Origin of the sequence: uncultured Aquabacterium sp. (assembly GCF_947366995.1) — a bacterium.
Lineage (GTDB): Bacteria > Pseudomonadota > Gammaproteobacteria > Burkholderiales > Burkholderiaceae_C > Aquabacterium.
The window spans coordinates 18,966-37,121 of the sequence record NZ_CANBCC010000009.1 but is presented as its reverse complement, the minus strand read 5'-3'; the positions used below and the strand labels follow the sequence as shown (position 1 = coordinate 37,121).

Annotated in this window: 19 protein-coding genes; 5 read left to right on the top strand and 14 right to left on the bottom strand. The window is 66.7% G+C overall.

Annotation, left to right across the window (positions count from 1 at the left end; all coding sequences use genetic code 11):
• Positions 1-4: 4 nt before the first annotated feature.
• A complete protein-coding gene (hslU, locus tag Q0Z44_RS04465; RefSeq protein ID WP_298010915.1) occupies positions 5-1,339 on the top strand; it encodes an ATP-dependent protease ATPase subunit HslU in 1,335 nt (444 codons plus the stop codon).
• On the opposite strand, the gene Q0Z44_RS04460 is transcribed toward hslU, so the two are convergent.
• Positions 1,322-2,107 (bottom strand): type III pantothenate kinase, encoded by a 786-nt coding sequence (locus Q0Z44_RS04460; protein ID WP_298010913.1) that lies wholly within the window; start codon positions 2,105-2,107, stop codon positions 1,322-1,324. The genes hslU and Q0Z44_RS04460 overlap by 18 nt on opposite strands.
• Before the next feature lie 215 nt (positions 2,108-2,322).
• Here Q0Z44_RS04460 and Q0Z44_RS04455 point away from each other — a divergent pair, with 215 nt between their 5' ends.
• A complete protein-coding gene (locus Q0Z44_RS04455; RefSeq protein ID WP_298010910.1) occupies positions 2,323-2,901 on the top strand; it encodes a chalcone isomerase family protein in 579 nt (192 codons plus the stop codon).
• A 117-nt stretch (positions 2,902-3,018) separates the two neighbouring features.
• Positions 3,019-3,861, top strand: a complete 843-nt coding sequence (locus Q0Z44_RS04450; RefSeq protein ID WP_298010908.1) for an HDOD domain-containing protein — start codon at positions 3,019-3,021, stop codon at positions 3,859-3,861.
• Here the strand turns inward: Q0Z44_RS04450 and Q0Z44_RS04445 are convergent, their stop codons facing one another.
• From Q0Z44_RS04445 to Q0Z44_RS04430, 4 genes are read right to left on the bottom strand one after another with little or no spacing between them, the layout of a single operon-like run.
• Positions 3,862-4,818 (bottom strand): S49 family peptidase, encoded by a 957-nt coding sequence (locus Q0Z44_RS04445; protein WP_298010906.1) that lies wholly within the window; start codon positions 4,816-4,818, stop codon positions 3,862-3,864. It lies immediately after the preceding gene.
• Positions 4,815-5,198, bottom strand: a complete 384-nt coding sequence (locus Q0Z44_RS04440; protein ID WP_298010904.1) for a Rieske 2Fe-2S domain-containing protein — start codon at positions 5,196-5,198, stop codon at positions 4,815-4,817. Before Q0Z44_RS04440 ends, Q0Z44_RS04445 begins: the two co-directional genes overlap by 4 nt.
• Positions 5,191-5,856, bottom strand: coding sequence for an HAD-IA family hydrolase (locus Q0Z44_RS04435; protein WP_298010973.1), 666 nt, complete (start codon positions 5,854-5,856; stop codon positions 5,191-5,193). Before Q0Z44_RS04435 ends, Q0Z44_RS04440 begins: the two co-directional genes overlap by 8 nt.
• Positions 5,857-5,891: 35 nt before the next feature.
• Positions 5,892-6,911, bottom strand: coding sequence for an RluA family pseudouridine synthase (locus tag Q0Z44_RS04430; protein ID WP_298010902.1), 1,020 nt, complete (start codon positions 6,909-6,911; stop codon positions 5,892-5,894).
• A gap of 473 nt (positions 6,912-7,384) precedes the next feature.
• Between Q0Z44_RS04430 and Q0Z44_RS04425 the strand changes: the two genes are divergently transcribed.
• Positions 7,385-7,615: a hypothetical protein gene (locus Q0Z44_RS04425; protein WP_298010900.1), complete on the top strand. Its 231-nt coding sequence runs from the start codon at positions 7,385-7,387 to the stop codon at positions 7,613-7,615.
• A gap of 152 nt (positions 7,616-7,767) precedes the next feature.
• Positions 7,768-10,629 carry an Rne/Rng family ribonuclease gene (locus Q0Z44_RS04420; RefSeq protein ID WP_298010898.1) on the top strand — a complete coding sequence of 954 codons (2,862 nt, stop codon included), beginning with the start codon at positions 7,768-7,770 and terminating at the stop codon, positions 10,627-10,629.
• 89 nt (positions 10,630-10,718) lie between these two features.
• On the opposite strand, the gene Q0Z44_RS04415 is transcribed toward Q0Z44_RS04420, so the two are convergent.
• The 9 genes from Q0Z44_RS04415 to lepB all read right to left on the bottom strand — a co-directional run bounded on the left by Q0Z44_RS04415 (position 10,719) and on the right by lepB (position 18,142).
• A complete protein-coding gene (locus tag Q0Z44_RS04415) occupies positions 10,719-11,507 on the bottom strand; it encodes a PEP-CTERM sorting domain-containing protein (RefSeq protein ID WP_298010896.1) in 789 nt (262 codons plus the stop codon).
• Positions 11,508-11,647: 140 nt separating this feature from the next.
• A complete protein-coding gene (nagZ, locus tag Q0Z44_RS04410; protein WP_298010893.1) occupies positions 11,648-12,754 on the bottom strand; it encodes a beta-N-acetylhexosaminidase in 1,107 nt (368 codons plus the stop codon).
• 2 nt (positions 12,755-12,756) lie between these two features.
• Complete coding sequence (gene acpS, locus Q0Z44_RS04405; RefSeq protein ID WP_298010891.1) at positions 12,757-13,155, bottom strand: holo-ACP synthase; 399 nt, start codon at positions 13,153-13,155, stop codon at positions 12,757-12,759.
• On the bottom strand, positions 13,152-13,964 hold the full coding sequence (locus Q0Z44_RS04400) for a pyridoxine 5'-phosphate synthase (protein WP_298010889.1): 813 nt from the start codon (positions 13,962-13,964) through the stop codon (positions 13,152-13,154). The genes acpS and Q0Z44_RS04400 overlap by 4 nt, the downstream gene beginning before the upstream one ends.
• Positions 13,961-14,791, bottom strand: coding sequence for a DNA repair protein RecO (gene recO, locus Q0Z44_RS04395; RefSeq protein ID WP_298010887.1), 831 nt, complete (start codon positions 14,789-14,791; stop codon positions 13,961-13,963). Before recO ends, Q0Z44_RS04400 begins: the two co-directional genes overlap by 4 nt.
• 3 nt (positions 14,792-14,794) lie before the next feature.
• Complete coding sequence (gene era, locus Q0Z44_RS04390) at positions 14,795-15,769, bottom strand: GTPase Era (RefSeq protein WP_298010972.1); 975 nt, start codon at positions 15,767-15,769, stop codon at positions 14,795-14,797.
• 132 nt (positions 15,770-15,901) lie between these two features.
• Positions 15,902-16,717, bottom strand: coding sequence for a ribonuclease III (gene rnc / locus Q0Z44_RS04385; protein ID WP_298010884.1), 816 nt, complete (start codon positions 16,715-16,717; stop codon positions 15,902-15,904).
• A 64-nt stretch (positions 16,718-16,781) separates the two neighbouring features.
• Positions 16,782-17,138, bottom strand: coding sequence for a DUF4845 domain-containing protein (locus tag Q0Z44_RS04380; RefSeq protein WP_298010881.1), 357 nt, complete (start codon positions 17,136-17,138; stop codon positions 16,782-16,784).
• A 32-nt stretch (positions 17,139-17,170) separates the two neighbouring features.
• Positions 17,171-18,142: a signal peptidase I gene (gene lepB / locus Q0Z44_RS04375; protein WP_298010879.1), complete on the bottom strand. Its 972-nt coding sequence runs from the start codon at positions 18,140-18,142 to the stop codon at positions 17,171-17,173.
• Between the last annotated feature and the right edge of the window lie 14 nt (positions 18,143-18,156).

Genomic DNA, 18,156 nt, shown 5'->3' with positions numbered 1-18,156 from the left:
CACCATGAGCATGACCCCACAGGAAATCGTCAGCGAACTGGACCGTCACATCGTGGGCCAGCGCGATGCCAAGCGCGCGGTCGCCATCGCGTTGCGCAACCGCTGGCGTCGTCAGCAGGTCGATGACAAGCTGCGCGCGGAGATCACCCCCAAGAACATCCTGATGATCGGCCCGACCGGCGTCGGCAAGACCGAGATCGCCCGCCGCCTGGCCCACCTGGCGGATGCCCCGTTCATCAAGGTGGAAGCCACGAAGTTCACCGAGGTGGGCTATGTCGGCAAGGACGTGGACACCATCATCCGCGATCTGGTGGAATCGGCCGTGAAGCAGGAGCGTGCGCGGCAAATGCAGCTGCAGCGCGTGAAGGCCGAGGACGCTGCCGAAGAGCGCATCCTCGATGTGCTGGTGCCGCCGCCCCGCAGCGAGTTCGGGCTGGCTCAGGCCCAGCCGGACAACACCGCGCGCCAGGTGATGCGCAAGCGCCTGCGCGAGGGCACGCTGGACGATCGCGAGATCGAGATCGAACTGAGCGATGCGCGCACGCCTTCGGTGGAAATCCTGAGCCCGGCCGGCGGCGGCATGGAGGACATGGCCGAGCAGATCAAGGGCCTGTTCTCCCAGATCAGCCAAGGCAAGCGCAGCACGCGCAAGCTCAAGATCGCCGAGGCTCGTGTCCAGCTGATCGACGAGGAGGCCGCCCGGCTGCTCAACGACGACGAGGTGAAAGCCAAGGCGCTGGAGCGCGCCGAGCAGAACGGCATCGTCTTCATCGATGAGATCGACAAGGTGGCCAGCCGCGCCGAGGGCAATGGCGCCGAAGTGTCACGTCAGGGCGTGCAACGCGACCTGCTGCCGCTGGTGGAAGGCACGACCGTGCAGACCAAGTACGGCATGGTGAAGACGGACCACATCCTCTTCATCGCGTCGGGGGCGTTTCATCTGAGCCGTCCCAGCGACCTGATCCCTGAATTGCAGGGCCGCTTCCCCATCCGCGTGGAGCTGTCCTCGCTGTCGATCGACGACTTCGAGGCCATCCTGAGCCAGCCGAAGGCGAGCCTGATCAAGCAGTATCAGGCGCTGCTGTCTGCCGAAGGGGTCACGCTGGACTTCACGCCAGGCGCCCTGCGCCGCATTGCGCAGATCGCGTACGAGGTCAACGAGCGAACCGAGAACATCGGTGCGCGGCGCCTGGCCACGGTCATGGAGCGCCTGCTGGACGAGCTGTCGTTCAATGCCCCCAACCAATCGGGGCAGAGTCACACGGTGGACGAGGCGGAGGTCGAGCGCCGGCTGGGTGAGCTGTCGCGCAACGAAGACCTGTCACGCTTCATTCTTTGATGCGTTGCCGGCCAGCGTGAGGAGGCCCTCGAAGATGAGGTTCTCGACCACCAGGGCCGGCAGTTCCTCCACATGCGACAGGCGGGATACGGCCCCGCCCGACATGATGAGCAGCGGATCGCGCCCGCACGCCACACGCAGCCGGCGCATGGTGCGCTCGATTGCACCCGCAATCGCGTCCGTGCCGCCGCTCATCAAGGCGTCGCTGGTGTTGGTCGGAAAATCGCGCACTTCACCGGTCGGCACCTTGAGGCCGGCCGTGCCGCTCTCCAGCGCCCGGTACATCAGGCCGAAGCCCGGCAGGATGAGGCCACCGAGGAAGCGGCCGCTCGCGTCCACCGAATCGACGGTAACGGCGGTGCCGACCATGACGGCCAGCACCGGCGGTGGATTTTCGGGTGACACACGCAGCGCGTGCTGCCTCGCCCCGATGATGGCCGCCCACCGGTCTGCGCCCAGGCGCTGAGGATGCTCATAGCCGTTGATGACCCCGCCACCGAATGCGGTGGCCGACATCCAGTGAGGCCGCAAGCCCCAGCCCTGCAGCAGCTGCTCTTCCACGCGGCGCTTGATGGCCTCACCCGCTACCACGCACCCCAGCATGGCAACAGGCCGTTGCGGCAGGCGAGACCAGTCCGTTTCCCACAGGTGATCGATGTCTTCCAGCGGCACGGCGCCGTGGGCGAGCAATGGGGCGTCCGGCTGCCCCCGCTCGTACAGCCCCCATTTCAGGCGGGTGTTGCCAATGTCGATCACGAGAAAGGCCATGCTTTTCTTTCGAGGTACCGGGACGCAGCAGCGTGGATGCCCGCCATTCTGCCTGCCAATTTCCTGGTACCGGCCGGGGGCAGGCGGCCTGCCGCGCGGCTTGCGCACCACACTCGTCAGCCCGATCGCCCCGTTCGCGCGTTGAGCTCAGAGGCCTTGTCCCAGGGCGCCCTCCCGGACGACGCGGTACCATTGCTCTCAAAGGAGACACCACCATGCGCAAATTGACCCAGACCCTCGCTGTGAGCCTCGCCCTGTTGTCCCCCGCTGCCTGGTCGGCGGTGGAGGTCAAGGGCGTGCGTTTTGAAGACACCCGCCAGGTCGGCGGCCAGACGCTCCAGCGCAACGGCACCGGTGTGCGGGTCAAGCTCGTGTTCGACGTCTATGCCGCCACGCTGTATCTGCCTCGCAAGGAGACCACGGCCGCCGGCGTGCTGGGTCAATCGGGGCCGAAGAGCCTGCAGATCGTGCTGCTGCGCGAGCTGACCGGCGAAGAGTTTGCCGATGCGATGATGACGGGTTTCCGCCAGAACCACACCGAAGCCGAGCAGGCCCGTTACAAGGCTCGCCTGGACGACATCAAGGCCGCGATGCTCGCATTCGGCAAGGCCCGCAAAGGCATGGTCGTGCACTTTGAATTCGTGCCGGGTTCGGGCACCCAACTGCTCGTCAACGGCGAGCGCAAGGGCAACGTGTTGCCGGGCGAGGATTTCTACAACGCGATGCTCGCCATCTGGCTGGGCGAGCAGCCGGTGGACAAGAGCCTGAAGGCGGGCCTGCTGGGCGCACAGTGACGCCGGCCCCACGGACGGGGCGTGATCGATGACACGATCCTGGGGGCTTCCCCGGCTTGCCATGGGCATGGCCTCGGCCGATAAGCGATCATGCACTCGGCATCACGCCACCCAGACATGATCGACCGCCCCCTTCCCACCCTGCAGGCCTGGAGCGACGCTTTCCACGGCGCCGAGGTGCCCGTGCTGCCCGGCACGGCCGCCGAAATCCAGCGCCTTGCCCTGATCGAAGAAGAGCGCGGCACCGTCGACGCCCATACACTGGCCGAGGCCTTCGCACCGGATCCCCTGATGACCTTGCGCGTGCTGACGCACGTGTCGCATTACTGCACCCGGCTGAACGTCGAGCCACCGGAGAGTCTGGTGGGCGCCCTCGTCATGCAAGGCATCGGGCCGTTCTTCACGGCATTTGCCTCACCCGCCGTCACCGATGATGTGCTGGCCGCAGTGCCGGCTGCCCGGGCCGGCCTCGCCGATGTCGTCCTGCGCGCACGCCGGGCGGCCCATTTCGCGATGGGCTTCGCCATCCGTCGCCAGGACGAGGACGCTGCGGTGATCCAGGAAGCCGCCCTGCTGCACGACTTTGCCGAGATGCTGCTGTGGTGCCATGCCCCCGCCCTCGCGCTCACCATCGCACAGCAACTGGAGGCCGACCACACCCGCCGATCTGCCGAAGTGCAGCACGCCGTGCTCGGCATCACGCTGGGCGAGCTGTCGCACCATCTGATGCACCGATGGCAGCTTCCCGACCTGCTGCTGCAGGCCACCGAGCCCGGCCAGCGGCCCCAGCCGCGCGCGCAGACCGTCAAGCTGGCGGTGCGCATTGCCCGCCACACCCGCTACGGCTGGGATGACCCGCACGCGCAGGCCGCACTGCACGACGACGCGGCCGACGTGGCCCGCCTGCTCACCCTGTCGCAGGAGGCGGCCACCCGCCTCATCATGGCGATGGACAGCTGATCAGCGGACCACGCTCATGCTGCGCAGGGCGCGCACGGCGCCGTCGCCGATGGCCGCGCCAAAGCGCTTCGCCAGCCGCTCGGCCAGATTCGATTTCTGGGTGTAGTCGATGACTTCCTCGGCCTTGACCACGTCGCGGGCCACGCCGTCGAGACTGCCCAGATGATCAGCCAGGCCCAGGTTCACGGCCTGCTGCCCGTTCCAGAACAGGCCCGTGAACGTCGTCGGATCGTCTTTCAGACGCTTGCCCCGCCCGGTCTTCACCACGTCGATGAACTGCTTGTGGATCTGGTCCAGCATGGCCTGTGCGTACGCCTCATGCTGCGGGTTGCGCGGCGAGTACGGGTCCAGCATGGCCTTGTTTTCACCGGCGGTCATCAGGCGGCGCTCGACACCAAACTTGTCCATGACCCCCGTGAAGCCAAAGCCGTCCATCAGCACGCCGATCGACCCGACCATGGAGGCCTTGTCCACGTAGATCTGATCGGCCGCCACGGCGATGTAGTACGCGGCAGACGCGCACATCTCCTCGCACACCGCGTACACCTTCTTCTTGTGGAGTGCCTTCAGGCGGAGGATTTCGTCGTTGACCAACCCTGCCTGCACCGGGCTGCCACCCGGCGAATTGACGCGAAGCACCACGGCGCGGGCCCCCTGGTCCTCGAACGCGCTGCGCAGAGCCGTCATGAGGTTGTCGGCATTGGCCTCGGCATCGGACGCGATCTCGCCCCGCACTTCGACCAGCGCCGTGTGCGGCGTGACCGGCGCGGTGGCCGAAGGCATGTTGCTCATCGCCCCCCACACCATGCTCGCCGCCACGCCGAGCCAAAAGAGGCGCCAGACCCAGCGCCACCGACGCTCGCGCCGATGCTGCGCGAGGTAGGCGCGCGCCAGGTCGTTCAGCAGGGCCTGCTGTGCGCCCGACAGGTCGGCGCGAGAAGATTCGACTTCGCTCATGGATGAATGGGGTTGGAAAGAGGCTGGATACGTTCGTCAGGATACCAACAGACCTGGCCATCCTGTTCGGTGATGCGGATGGGCTGCAGTCGCCCGCCGCGGCAGGGCCCGGACACACACAGCCCGGTGGTCGGCTGATACAGCGCACCGTGGATGGAGCAGACCAGAAAACGCTTGTCGGCATCCCAGAACTGCCCGGCCTGCCAGTCCATCTCGGCGGGCACATGAGCGCAGCGGTTCAGGAAGGCATGTACGGCGCCCTGGTAGCGCACGGCAAAGGCCGGGGTCTTGCGGCCGAACTCGGCCACATCGAAGCACACCGCCAACCCGAGCTCGGCCAGGTCTTCCGACCGGCAGAGCGGCACCGGGAGGTCAGGCATGCCGCACCAGCCAGTCGTGCAGTTCTGCCATCGAGTGCGCAATGTGCAGGGGTCCGTGCTGGTGAAAGGTCTCCGGCTCGTGCGCACCGTAGCTCACCGCCACGCTGGGGGTGCCGGCGTTGCTCGCCAACTGCAGGTCGTGCGTGGTGTCACCGATCATCAAGGTGCGCTCGGGCATGACCCCGAACTCGGCGATCAGTTCGTTGAGCATGCGCGGGTGCGGCTTGGACGCGGTTTCGTCCGCAGTGCGGGTCCCGTCGAACATGCCGCGCAGCTCGACGTGGCCCAGCGCCTCGTTCAGGCCCTGGCGTGATTTGCCGGTGGCCACCGCCAACCAGTGGTTGCGCGCCTTCAGGGCCTCCAGCAGGGCCAGCGTGCCTTCGAACAGGCTCAGTTCATGCTGCCGCTTGAAGTAGTGGTGACGATAGCGCTGCCCCAGCTCGGGCACGCGCTCGGGGGGCAGGCTCGGGGCGACATGGGCCAGCGCGTCATGCAGGCCCAGCCCGATCACGTAGGCGGCCTCGGACGGCGCAGGCACCGGTAGCCCCAGATCTGCGCACGCGGCCTGGATGCAGCGCACGATCAGGCCGGTGGAGTCATACAGCGTGCCATCCCAATCGAACACGATCAGGTCGAAGCGGCGGGGGCGCAGGCCCATGTCGGTGGCGGTGCTCAAGGGGTTCCTCTGTGGCGTCAGGCGGCACTGTAGCCTGCAGCAGCCGGCGCGGGCTTCAGGGCCGACAGCAACGCCACACACTCCGGGGGCAAAGGGGCTTCCAGCACCAGGTCTTCTCCGGTGACCGGGTGGGCCAGCCGCAGGTAACGGGCGTGCAGGAACATGCGCTCGAACCGTCCGTCAGGCAGCTTCTGGCGGTTGACGCCGGGCACGCTCTCGCCCGCTCCCCGGGCCAGCGCCTTGTTCAGTGCGAAATCACCGTACTTCTCGTCGCCAACGATGGGGTGCCCTTCGTGCGAAAGGTGCACACGGATCTGGTGGGTGCGCCCCGTCTTGATCGTGACGTCCAGCAGACAGAACGCGGCATAGCGCTCCACGACGTTCACCAGCGAGATCGAGCGGCGACCTTCGTCCTCGCCCTTCACGGCCATGACGCGGCGCTCGCCGTCCTGCGTCAGGAACTTGTGCAGCGCCACGTCGATGACCTTGCGGCTGGCAGGCCATGCGCCGGTCACCAGCGCGGCGTACGTCTTGTGCGCCTGCCGGTGGCGAAACACATCCTGCAAGGTGGTCAGCGCGCTGCGCTTCTTGGCAATCAGGAGGATGCCCGAGGTCTCCTTGTCGAGCCGGTGCACCAACTCCAGGAAGCGCGCCTGCGGGCGGGCGCGGCGAAGCTGCTCGATGACGCCGAAGCTCACCCCGCTGCCTCCGTGCACCGCCACACCGGCCGGCTTGTTGATGGCCAGCACATGTTCGTCCTCGAACAGCACCGGAAACTCGCGCGCAGGCACCGCCGATGCCGCTTCCTCGTTTTTCTCGGTGAGCCGCAGGGGCGGAATGCGGACCTCGTCGCCGAGCGCGAGGCGGGTGTCGGCGCTGGCTCGCCCCTTGTTCACGCGAACTTCGCCACTGCGGACGATGCGGTAGACCAGGGTCTTGGGCGCCCCCTTCAGCACCTTGATCAGGAAGTTGTCCAGCCGCTGGCCGGCCGAACCTTCATCGATGACGCGGCGCTGCACGGACTGCAGGGCCTGCATTTCAGCTGCGCTGGGCGGCGGGGCTGGCGCATCCGCGGGTTTTCCCGAAACGCTTCGGGCAGGCGGAGAAACGGAGGGCTTTTTAGAGGTCTGCGTGGCCCGGTGGCGGGCGGTTTTCGCACCTATAATGGTCTTGGCCACGTGATGATTAAGGTGTTTGTTGATATGGCTCGGCCAGGTCAGCAGGCACCCAACAGGCAAAGCAAGACCGCATTTTACTTCGAGCCGGTTCAGCAGCGTCTTGTCACGGGTCGGGCGGGGTGTCCCGCCAAATCAGAAATGATGGTGATGCAACCGGACCGGCCGGTCGGAGAAAACCACCCAAGGTGTGGTTTTGCCAATCGGTCCTACGGTCAGAGCCAACGTCGATCGAACCACGAATCAAGGTTGATGGACGCCAGCGTGCAACGCGCCCTTCGGGGTATCGGGGTCGCTGGTGTCTGTGACGAGTGACTGCCCACGTGATCTGGCCCATGCCGCCTCGCGCCCGAGACGCCCGCCTCTGCCCCGCCTTCCTGCTGGAAGCGCCGGCTGCAGACGCGTCGGCGTCCAGTCTGCGCCGGTCGGGGCCCCCTGCCCGCTTCCCGTATTTCGTCCTGACCGTGCCGTTCCGTCCGCCTTCCGGTGGCACGGGCGGTGTCGTCACGTCCGAAGCGCAGCAGGCCCGTGTCCAAGTCTCGCCACGCGCGCCCCTGCTGCAGTGACGCCTCTCGCGTCTCGGACAGCCAAGGCAATTCCTTTACGGTTCAACGTCGTTGCTCGTGCATGAACGCTGCTGCTGTCCGCAAGGTCAGCGGTGAGTGGGGGTTTGTCCGGCGCCATCCCGGTCAGGCCTCGCTTGAACTGTGGAGACCACATGAAGCGCATGCTGATCAACGCCACGCAGCCGGAAGAACGGCGCCTGGCCATTGTCGACGGACAGAAACTGCTCGACTTCGAAACCGAGATCGAAGGCCGCGAACAGCGCAAAGGCAACATCTACAAGGCCGTCGTCACGCGCGTTGAGCCCTCGCTGGAAGCCTGTTTCGTCGACTACGGTGAAGACCGCCACGGCTTCCTGCCATTCAAGGAAATCTCGCGCCAGTACTTCAAGGAAGGCGTCGAGGTCCGCTCGGCCAAGATCCAGGACGTGATCAAGGAAGGCCAGGAACTGCTGGTCCAGGTCGAAAAGGAAGAGCGAGGCAACAAGGGTGCGGCGCTGACCACCTTCGTGTCGCTGGCCGGGCGCTACCTGGTCCTGATGCCCAACAACCCGCGTGGCGGTGGCGTGAGCCGTCGCATCGAGGGCGACGAGCGGGAAGAGCTCAAGGAGGCGATGGACCAGCTCGAGTACCCGAAGGGCATGAGCCTGATCGCCCGCACCGCTGGCATCGGCCGCACCGCTGCCGAGCTGCAGTGGGACCTGAACTACATGCTCAAGCTGTGGTCGGCCATCGATGAGGCCGCCCAGGCTGGCAAGGGTGCTTACCTGATTTATCAGGAGTCGTCGCTGGTCATTCGCGCCATCCGCGATTATTTCACGTCGGACATCGGCGAGATCCTGATCGACACGGACGACATCTACGAGCAGGCGAACCAGTTCATGCTGCACGTGATGCCCGATCAGGCCAATCGCGTGAAGCGTTACCGCGACGACGCCGCCCTGTTCTCGCGCTTCCAGATCGAGCACCAGATCGAGACGGCCTTCAGCCGCACGGTGAACCTGCCTTCCGGCGGCGCCATCGTGATCGACCACACCGAAGCCCTGGTGGCCGTGGACGTGAACTCGGCACGCGCCACCCGCGGCGGCGACATCGAGGAAACCGCTTTCCGCACCAACCTGGAAGCGGCCGACGAAATCGCCCGCCAGATGCGCCTGCGCGATCTGGGTGGCCTGATCGTCATGGACTTCATCGACATGGAGGACAGCAAGAACCGCCGCGAGGTCGAGCAGCGTCTGCGTGACGCCCTGCGCACCGACCGTGCCCGCGTGCAGTTCAGCTCCATCTCGAAGTTCGGCCTGCTGGAGATGTCGCGTCAGCGCCTGCGCCCGGCCCTGAGCGAAGGCAGCCACATCACCTGCCCGCGTTGCAACGGCACCGGCCACATCCGCGATACCGAGTCGTCGGCGCTGCAGATCCTGCGCATCATTCAGGAAGAGTCCATGAAGGACAACACCGCCGCTGTGCACGTTCAGGTGCCGGTGGAAGTGACCTCCTTCCTGCTGAACGAGAAGCGCACCGAGATCACCAAGATCGAGCTCAAGCAGCGCGTGACCGTGCTGCTGGTGCCCAACAAGCACCTCGAGACCCCGAACTACAAGCTGGAGCGCCTGCGTCACGACGACCCGCGTCTGGAGAACATCCAGGCCAGCTACACCATGATCGAGGAGCCTGACGACGAGGTGGGCATCACCCGCCGCGAGAAGGCCAAGCCCAAGCAGGAGCCGGTGATCAAGGGCGTGCTGCCCGACCAGCCGGCCCCGGTGGCACCGCCCAAGCCCGAAGTGGTCCAGGCGCCGGCCCCCGCGGCTGTGCTGCCGCCGCCGGTCGTCACGCCGACGGCACCGCAGACGGGCGGCTTCTTTGGCTGGATCAAGCGTCTGTTTGGCGCTCCGGCCGCAGCCCCCGCACCGACCACGGTTTCCCCGGCAGTCACCCCGGCCAGCACGGAAGAAGGCAAGGAATCGAAAGCCGGTGGACGTGACGGTCGCAAGGACGGCCGCCGCGATGGCCAAGGCCGCCGCGGTGAACGTCAGGGCGGTGGCGAGCGTGGTGAGCGCCGCGAACGCAATGGCGAGCGCGGCACGGAAGGCCGCGGCGGGCGCAATGGCCGCCGCGACGACCGCCAGCCGGGCGAAGGTGCCACCGAAGCGACGAACGAGAACGCGCAGCGCGGAGAGGGTCGCCGTGGGCGCGGCCGGGGTGGTGACCGTCCGCAGGGCGATCGCCCTGCACTGAACCGCGAAGCGATCGCCGCCGAAGCCGCGGCCATCGGTCAGGCTGTGGCCGCCGGTGACGTGCAACTCGAAGGCACGCAGCCTGCGGCAGCCGAGGGCGAACGTGAAGGCGGCCGCCGTCGTCGTCGTGGCGGCCGTGGCCGTGGCGAACGCGAGGAAGGCACGCTGACGGCAGAAGGCAACGCACCGCAGGCGTCGGACAACGAAGCTGACGCCCGCTCGACCCCCGAGGGTGACGTGCGTGCGGATGACGCGGAAGGCAGCGATGATGCCGGCCGGCCGCGCCGCAACCGCCAGCGACGCGACCGCCGCGAGCGCACCGATGCCGTGACAGAGGAAGTGACGGCAACCGACGTGGCCGCGTCTGAGGACGCTGGTCAATTGCCAGTGGCCGAGGCAGCATCGCTGGCTGCGCCGGTGGCAGTGGCGACGGAAATCGCCGCGCCGGTGGCCCCCCCTGCTGAAGTGACCGCAGACGTTGCCGCCCCAGCCCCGGTGGCGGCCGAGGTCGCAGCGCCGGTTGCCCAGGCAGCTGCACCGTACACGCTGCCCCTCTCCGACCTGCAGGCCCTGGCGCAGGGCGTCGGTCTGGAGTGGGTCAATTCCGACGCGGACCGAGTGCGTGCTGTTCAGGAAGCGATCGCCAACGAGCCCAAGCCCGTGCACGTGCCGCGCGAGCGCAAGCCAGCCGTGGTGCTCGACGAAGGGCCGCTGATTCTGGTCGAGACCCGCAAGGACCTCAACCAGGTGACACTGCCGTTCGAAACGAACACACACTGAGGCGAAACAGAAAAGGCCCGTGAGGGCCTTTTCTTCTTTCTGCACTGAGGCCGGGGCTCCCCGGCCTTTTTTGCGCCTTCAGATGCGCTTTACCCCTGGCGAGCGCAGTTGCGGGTTGCCGCACCACGCCCACGAAGGCCGAGCAGCACCCCAGCGCCGGCCAGCACCAGGGCCAGCGTCTCGGGTTCTGGCACAGCGGCGACCTGGGGCGTGATGGTGATGCGCTCGATATTGAGATAGGCCTCGCCCAGATCCATCTCCTCGCGGTAACGCGGCACTTGCTCAATGGTGCACGTCGAAGGATCCAGCGGGTCGGTACAGGTCTCTACCTCATCGTAGCCATCCAGCACCGTGACAAACGAGATGTCGCCGATCGCGCTGAACGAACCGCTCACGGACGTGCTGCCGCCCGCGAAGGGGGTGAAGCCGCTGACGCTGAAGCCCTCGATGCCGGAGGTCGCGTACAGCAAGCCGGCCACATCGACGCTCCCCGGGGTCTCGATGCTGTAGTTGCCTTCGATGGTGATTGTGTAGCCCGTCAGCACATAGCCCGTCGCAGCAGAGAGCGTCATGGGGAGGTGGAAAGCACCGGACAGCGTCTGCGGCGTGAAGTCGGTGTACGACGTCGCGTAGACACCCAGACCGTTGAGAAAGCCCACTTCCAGGCCGCTGCCTGAAGTCGTGTAGCTCACCTGGCCAGGCGTCAGGTACTCGGTGTTGATGCCACCGAACGACGTGGTCTCATAGCTGTACGACGCTGCCTCGTCGTCGTAGCTGAGGGTGAAGCCGGTGCCGTCAAAGGTGTTGGCGGCAAAGGCTCCGGAAGCCAGACAGGACAGCATGGCCACGACAGTGGCGCGCGGAACGAAACGGGACATGGTCCACCCTTGAGGTTGGTTATGGTGCGGCGATGCTAGGCGTCACACCAGACGAACCCCATCCCGACGGTTAGGGGGCTCGCTCAAGGGGGAAAGAGGAAGGCGGGCACGCTGGTTGCTGCAGCCTCCTCCTCCGCGCCTCAGCCCGGCAAGCGGGCCAGCGCCTGCAAATACGGTGCGTGGTGCATCAGGTCATCCCATGGCAGTGGCGCGGTCTGGGGCAGCAAGTCAAGGCGCCGTGCCTCGCTGTCGGCACTGGCGGTCCAACGACCGGCGTTCAAGGCCGCGCTCAGGCCGTCTAGCAGAGCGTCCACCGGCTTGCCGCCGTTCAGCGACTGGTTGCACAGCAGCACGAGATCACATCCAGCGTTCAGGGCTGCAATGGCGCCTTCGGTGTGGCTGCCGGCCACGCTCGCACCTTCCATGCTGAGGTCGTCGCTGAAGATCGCGCCAGTGAAGCCCAACCGGTCGCGCAGGATGTCCTGCAGCCAGCGCTTCGAGAAGCCTGCGGGTGCTGGATCGACCTTCGGGTAGATCACGTGCGCGGGCATCACGCTGGTCAGCGAGGTGCTCAGCCAGTCATACGGGCGAGCGTCGTCGGCCAGGATGGCCTTGAGGCTGCGCCGATCCACTGGCACCGCCACGTGGGAATCGGCCTTCACGAAGCCGTGGCCGGGAAAGTGCTTGCCGCAGTTGGCCATGCCGGCCAGCAGCAGGCCGTGCATGACGCTCTTGGCCAGCACGGTCGCCACACGCGGGTCACGGTGGAAGGCGCGGTCGCCGATCACGCCACTCTCGCCCCAGTCCAGGTCGAGCACCGGCGCGAAGCTGAAGTCGACGCCACAGGCGCGCAGCTCGCTGGCCAGCACGTAGCCACAGGCTGTGGCCGCATCGGTTGCCACCATGGCGCCTGCGCCCTCCCCACCCTTGCCATCGTCCATCCACATCTGGCCCAGGCGGGCCATGGGCGGCAGGTGGGTGAAGCCGTCGGTGCGGAAACGTTGAACGCGCCCGCCCTCGTGGTCGACACAGATCAGCACGTCGGGGCGGATCGCCTTGATCTCGGCGCACAGGGCGGTGAGTTGCGCGCGGCTTTCCCAGTTGCGTCCGAACAGGATGAGGCCGCCCACCAGGGGATGGGCCAGCCGGCGACGGTCGTCGTCGTTCAGGCTGAGGCCTTCGATGTCGAGAACGACCGGGGCGTGCTCGATGGCGGCGGGCTGCGACGTGGTTTTCTTCATGCTCATGGTCAGGTGGAATGGGTTTCGATCACGACAAAGGCCTGGGCCAGTTCGCCCTCATCGGTGACCGTGACGTGGGCGCGCCATTGGCGAGCCTCGAACCAGGCTTTCAGCTCGCCGTCGAGGGCGATGACGGGCTTGCCGCTGGCGTCGTTGAGAATCTGACAGGCGCGCCAGGTCATGGGCCAGTGGATGCCCAGGCCGATGGCCTTGGAGAAAGCCTCCTTGGCGGCGAAGCGCGTGGCGAGGTAGCGCAGGCCACGCAGCGGCACCTTGGCGCGACGCGCCCGGAAGACCGCCAATTCGCGGTCGCCCAGCACCTTTTCCGCAAAGCGGTCACCGCGCCGCTGCAAGGCGGCCTCGATGCGACGGATGTCGCACAGGTCGGTGCCGATGCCGGTGATCATGCCGTGCGTGCGCGGATGGCCTCGGCCTTGAAATCGGCGATGGCCTGCCGCAGGCCCACGAACACCGCCCTGCCGATCAGAGCATGCCCGATGTGCAGTTCGCTGACATCCGGCAGTGAGGCCACGATGGCGGTGGAACTCGGTTCGCCCGGATCGCGGCCGTCAGGCAGGTCGGAAGAGAGCGCCAGACCGTGGCCCGCGTGGGTGCGCAGGCCCAGGCTGCGGCCGATGCGCACGCCTTCGCGCAGCCGGGTCAGCTCGTGCTGCAAGGCGGCCTGGTCACCGGCCCACCACGCATTTGCCAGCGCACCGGTGTGCAACTCGATGCACGGCGCGCCCGCGCGGGCCGATGCCTCGATCTGCGCTGGGTCGGCCCCAATGAACAGGGAGACGCGGCTGCCAACGGCGGCCAGGCGGGCACAGGCGACGGCCACCCGATCGTACTGCCCCACCACGTCCAGCCCGCCCTCGGTGGTCACTTCCTGGCGTCGCTCGGGCACGAGGCAGACATGTTCAGGGCGCGTGCGTTCGATGATGTCGAGCATCTCGTCCGTCACGGCCGCCTCGAAATTGACAGGCACCGGCACCTGTTGCTTCAACCGCACCACATCTTCGTCGCGGATGTGCCGGCGGTCTTCGCGCAGGTGGAAGGTGATGATGTCGGCACCCGCCTCGACGGCCAGCATCGCGGCCCGCACCGGGTCGGGAAACACGCCGCCCCGGGCGTTGCGCACCGTGGCGACATGGTCGATGTTGACACCCAACAGGGGCGCGTTCAGATCGGTCAGGTGGGTGCCGGAGAAGGTCATGGTTGCTGGAGTTCGAGCATGAGCGCGCGGGTGCGCAACGTCTGAGAGCCCAGATGATAGTGAATGAGCGAGCGAGTGATGACCTTGAGCTCGGACAGGGCCGGTATGCAGGCGGCCATCAAGGCGGGGATGACGGACGGCTGCATGCCCCCCGTTTCGTCCAGAGGCGAGGTCAAGGCCCGTGACGGCGTCGCGACGGAAGCCAGGGCCGCCTCGATGTCCAGCAACACGGCGCCTGCCACAGTCAGCGGGCCCGCACCGGGGTCCGCACCGCCAGGCTGGGCCTGCACGCCGAGTTCGGGGTGCAGCGCATAGGCTTCGCCAGAGGCCACTGGCAGGCCGCTCACGGTCTCGGCCGCCAGGTCAGGCAGGTGACCCAACTGGCGCAGCAGGTGCAGTTCGAAGGCCCGGAGCGCCGCCGGCAGCAGCGCCGGATCGGCCATGGCCTGCAGGGTCTGCGCGTAGGCATCGAACAGCGCGGGATGCGGATCGTGTCGTACCATCAGGCGCATCAACAGCTCGTTGACGTAGAAGCCGGGCAACAAGGCACTGCCGCCCGGCCACGCGGGGCCGCCAGCCCACTCGGCCTGTCGAACCAGCCACACCTCGGCATCTTCGGAGCGGCGCGCGCCAAAGGTCACGATGATCCGCTGAAACGGCAGCAGCACCGGCCGGAGCTGGGAATAAGGCCGCTTGGCGCCTTTGGCGACGGCCACCACGCGGCCATGGTCGCGCGTGAACAGCTCCAGGATCAGGCTGGATTCGCTCCAGTCGTGGCTGTGCAGCACGTAGGCTGCCGAGCCCGCTCGCGAGGCCGCGCGTGCCACCGCTTATTCGTAACCGTAGGCACGCAGGCGCGCGTCGTCGTCCGCCCAGCCCGAGCGCACCTTCACCCAGACCTCCAGGAAGACCTTCACGCCAAGCAGGCGCTCCAACTCCGTGCGGGCCTCGGTGCCGATGCGCTTCAGGCGCTCGCCCTTGTCACCGATCACCATGCCCTTGTGCTGCTCGCGCTCGACGATGATGGTGGCGGCGATGCGGGTGAGACCCTTGGCCCGTGGCTTGTCGGGCGGCGGCGGCTCTTCGGCGTAGGCATCGATGACCACGGTGGAGGTGTAAGGCAGCTCATCGCCTGTGAGGCGGAATAGCTTTTCGCGGATGATCTCGCTGGCCAGGAAACGGTCCGTGCGGTCGGTCAGCGCCTCCGCGTCATACCACCAGCCTTGCTCGGGCAGATAGGGGCGGACGATGCTCAGCAGACGGCGGGTGTCAGCCTCCTTCTGGGCCGACAGCGGCACGAACTCGGCGAACGGGTGGTGGGCCTGCATGGACTGCAGCCACGGGAACAGGTCTTCGCGGCGGTGCACCAGATCCAGCTTGTTGGCCACCAGAATCACCGGCTTGTCCTTGGGCAGCAGGGCCACCACCTTGGCATCGTCCGGACCATAACGGCCGGCTTCCACCAGGTACAGCACCACGTCCACGTCGGACAGCGTCGACTGCACCGTCTTGTTCAGGTTGCGGTTCAGCGCCGCGGTGCCCCGCACGGTGTGGCGCGTCTGAAAGCCCGGCGTGTCAACGAAGACGAACTGGGTGTCGTCCTGGGTGCAGATGCCGGTGATGCGATGCCGTGTCGTCTGCGCCTTGCGCGAGGTGATCGACACCTTCTGGCCCACCATCGCGTTCATCAGCGTCGATTTGCCAACGTTCGGACGACCGACGATGGCGACCAGACCGCAACGCTGGCTGCCCGAGGCAGCGGCCTCCCCGCCCCCCTGGCGAGCCAGGGCCATGCCGGAGAGCATGGCCTCCAGGTCCGGGTTGACGGCGTCGGTCTGGGGGCTCGGTGTGTCGTGGGTGGAAGCAGGCTTGCGGGGCATGGGGGGTGTTCAGGCGGGGCACGGCGGCCCACAGAAATAAACGGGGACGAAGCGGGGTCAGCCGGCTGCGCCTTCATCATCGGGTGTGCGCGTCGGGCGAGCGCGCGCCTTGCGCACCACCACCGTCGGTGCAACGCGGGCGGGCTTGGGCAGATCCCGTGCGGGCGTGGCCTGCAGGCGGGTGAGTACCGCCTGGGCGGCGGCCTGCTCGGCTGCACGACGGGACAGGCCCTCGCCGGTCTCGCTCATCTCCATGGCGGGCAACTCGCAGGCCACCACGAACACCTGCTCGTGCGCACGCCCCCGGGTCGAATCGATGCGGTAGGTGGGCACGGCCATCTTGCGCGCCTGCAGCCATTCCTGCAAGGCGGTCTTGGCATCCTTGCTCCAGCCTTCCATGGTCGTCTCGACGACCAGGGGCTCGAACAGCCGAAGGACCAGGTCGCGCGCGGCCTCGAAACCGGCATCGAGGTAGACCGCCCCGATGATCGCCTCCAGGGCGTCGGCGAGGATGGAGGGGCGCTGTGCCCCACCGCCTTTGGCCTCCCCTTCGCTCAGGCGCATCACCTCTGGCAGACCCAGCTGAACGGCAAGGCGGTGCAGCATGTCCTGGCGCACCAGATGGGCGCGCACCCGGGTCAGGTCGCCTTCATCGCTGCGGTCGAAGCGGCGGTACAACAGGCCGGACACCCCCAGGCTCAGCACCGCGTCGCCCAGAAATTCGAGCCGCTCGTAGTGCTCGGCCCCGAAGCTCTTGTGCGTGACAGCGCGCGCCAGCAGGCGGGGATCGGCAAAAACATGCCCCAGCCTCGCCTGCAGCGCCTGCAGGGGGGGTGGCACCGAGGTGCCAAGGGACGGGTCAACAGCAGCCATCAAAACAAAGCGGGCCTGAAGCCAGGCCCGGTGCAGAAAGAGAAGCCCACGCAGGGCGAACAGATCACTTCGACTGACCTTCGAACTTGATCAGCAGGTAGACCGGCGAGACCAGTTCGATTTCCCGGTCGTAGGCAAAACGCACCACCACGGTCTCACCCTCCTTGGTGATCTCGAGATCGCGGCCCGTCAGTGACGTGACGCCGTACTCGACCTGGCGCGCGCGCTCGAACGAAGCGCGAATCTCGGGCACGGTGCTGCCCCCCTCCTTCGCCACCTTGTTCACCATCGAAACGATGGTCCGGTACTCCGTCACTGCCGGGATGACCTTCATGACCACCAGGGCCGCCGAGCACAGCAGCACAGCCCAGAACAGTAGGCCGATCAGCGTCACGCCTCGCTGGGCGCGCGGGGAACTCACGGAACAGGACGTCGAATGCATGCTGCGAGTGTTCAATTGAAGAAACCGATGCGCTTGAAATCGCCGAAGTTCATCCAGATCACGAACGCCTTGCCGACGATGGCATCGTCCGGCACGAAGCCCCAGAAGCGGGAATCCTGCGAGTTGTCGCGGTTGTCGCCCATCATGAAGTAGTGGCCCGCGGGCACCTTGCAGACCACGCCCTCACCACTGTAGCGGCAGAGCTCCTTGTTCGGGAAGTCGAACACGGCCTGCGGCGGCACGAACGGTGGGCGGTCCTTGTCGACCAGGATGCGGTGATCGACCTTGCCGAGCTTCTCGCTGTACTGGTCGAAATAGCGCAAGGTGTCCTCGTCGTAGAACTGGGGAAGCTGCGATTGCTCGACCGGCTTGCCATTGACCGTGAGCTTCTTGTTGATGTAGGCCACTTCGTCGCCCGGCAAGGCAACCACACGCTTGATGTAGTCCAGGCTCGGGTCCACCGGGTAGCGGAACACCATGACGTCGCCACGCTGCGGCTCGTTGTTCGAGATGATCTTCTTGTTGATCACTGGCAGGCGGATGCCGTAGTGAAACTTGTTCACCAGGATCAGGTCGCCGACCAGCAGCGTCGGGATCATGGACCCCGACGGGATCTTGAAGGGCTCAAACAGGAACGAGCGCATCAGGAACACCGCACAGATCACCGGAAACAGGCCGGCCGTCCAGTCCAGCCACCAGGGCTGCATCAGCAGGCGTTCACGCGCCTGGGTGATGTCGGTGTCGACCTGTGTGATGCCCTGCGCGGCAAGCTGGGCGCGACGAGCGTCGTTCTGCTGCGCCAGCTGGGCCGCCGCAGCCTCACGCGCCGGCTTGAAGCGGTAACGCTCGGCCAACCAATAGCCCAGCGTCACCACCGTCAGCACGAACAACAGCAGGGAGAAGTTTCCATGCCACCGACCGGTATACCAGCCCCCCAGATACACGGCCAGCGCCGCGTACAGCAATCCGGTGATCAGACTCATTGATGCATTTCTCG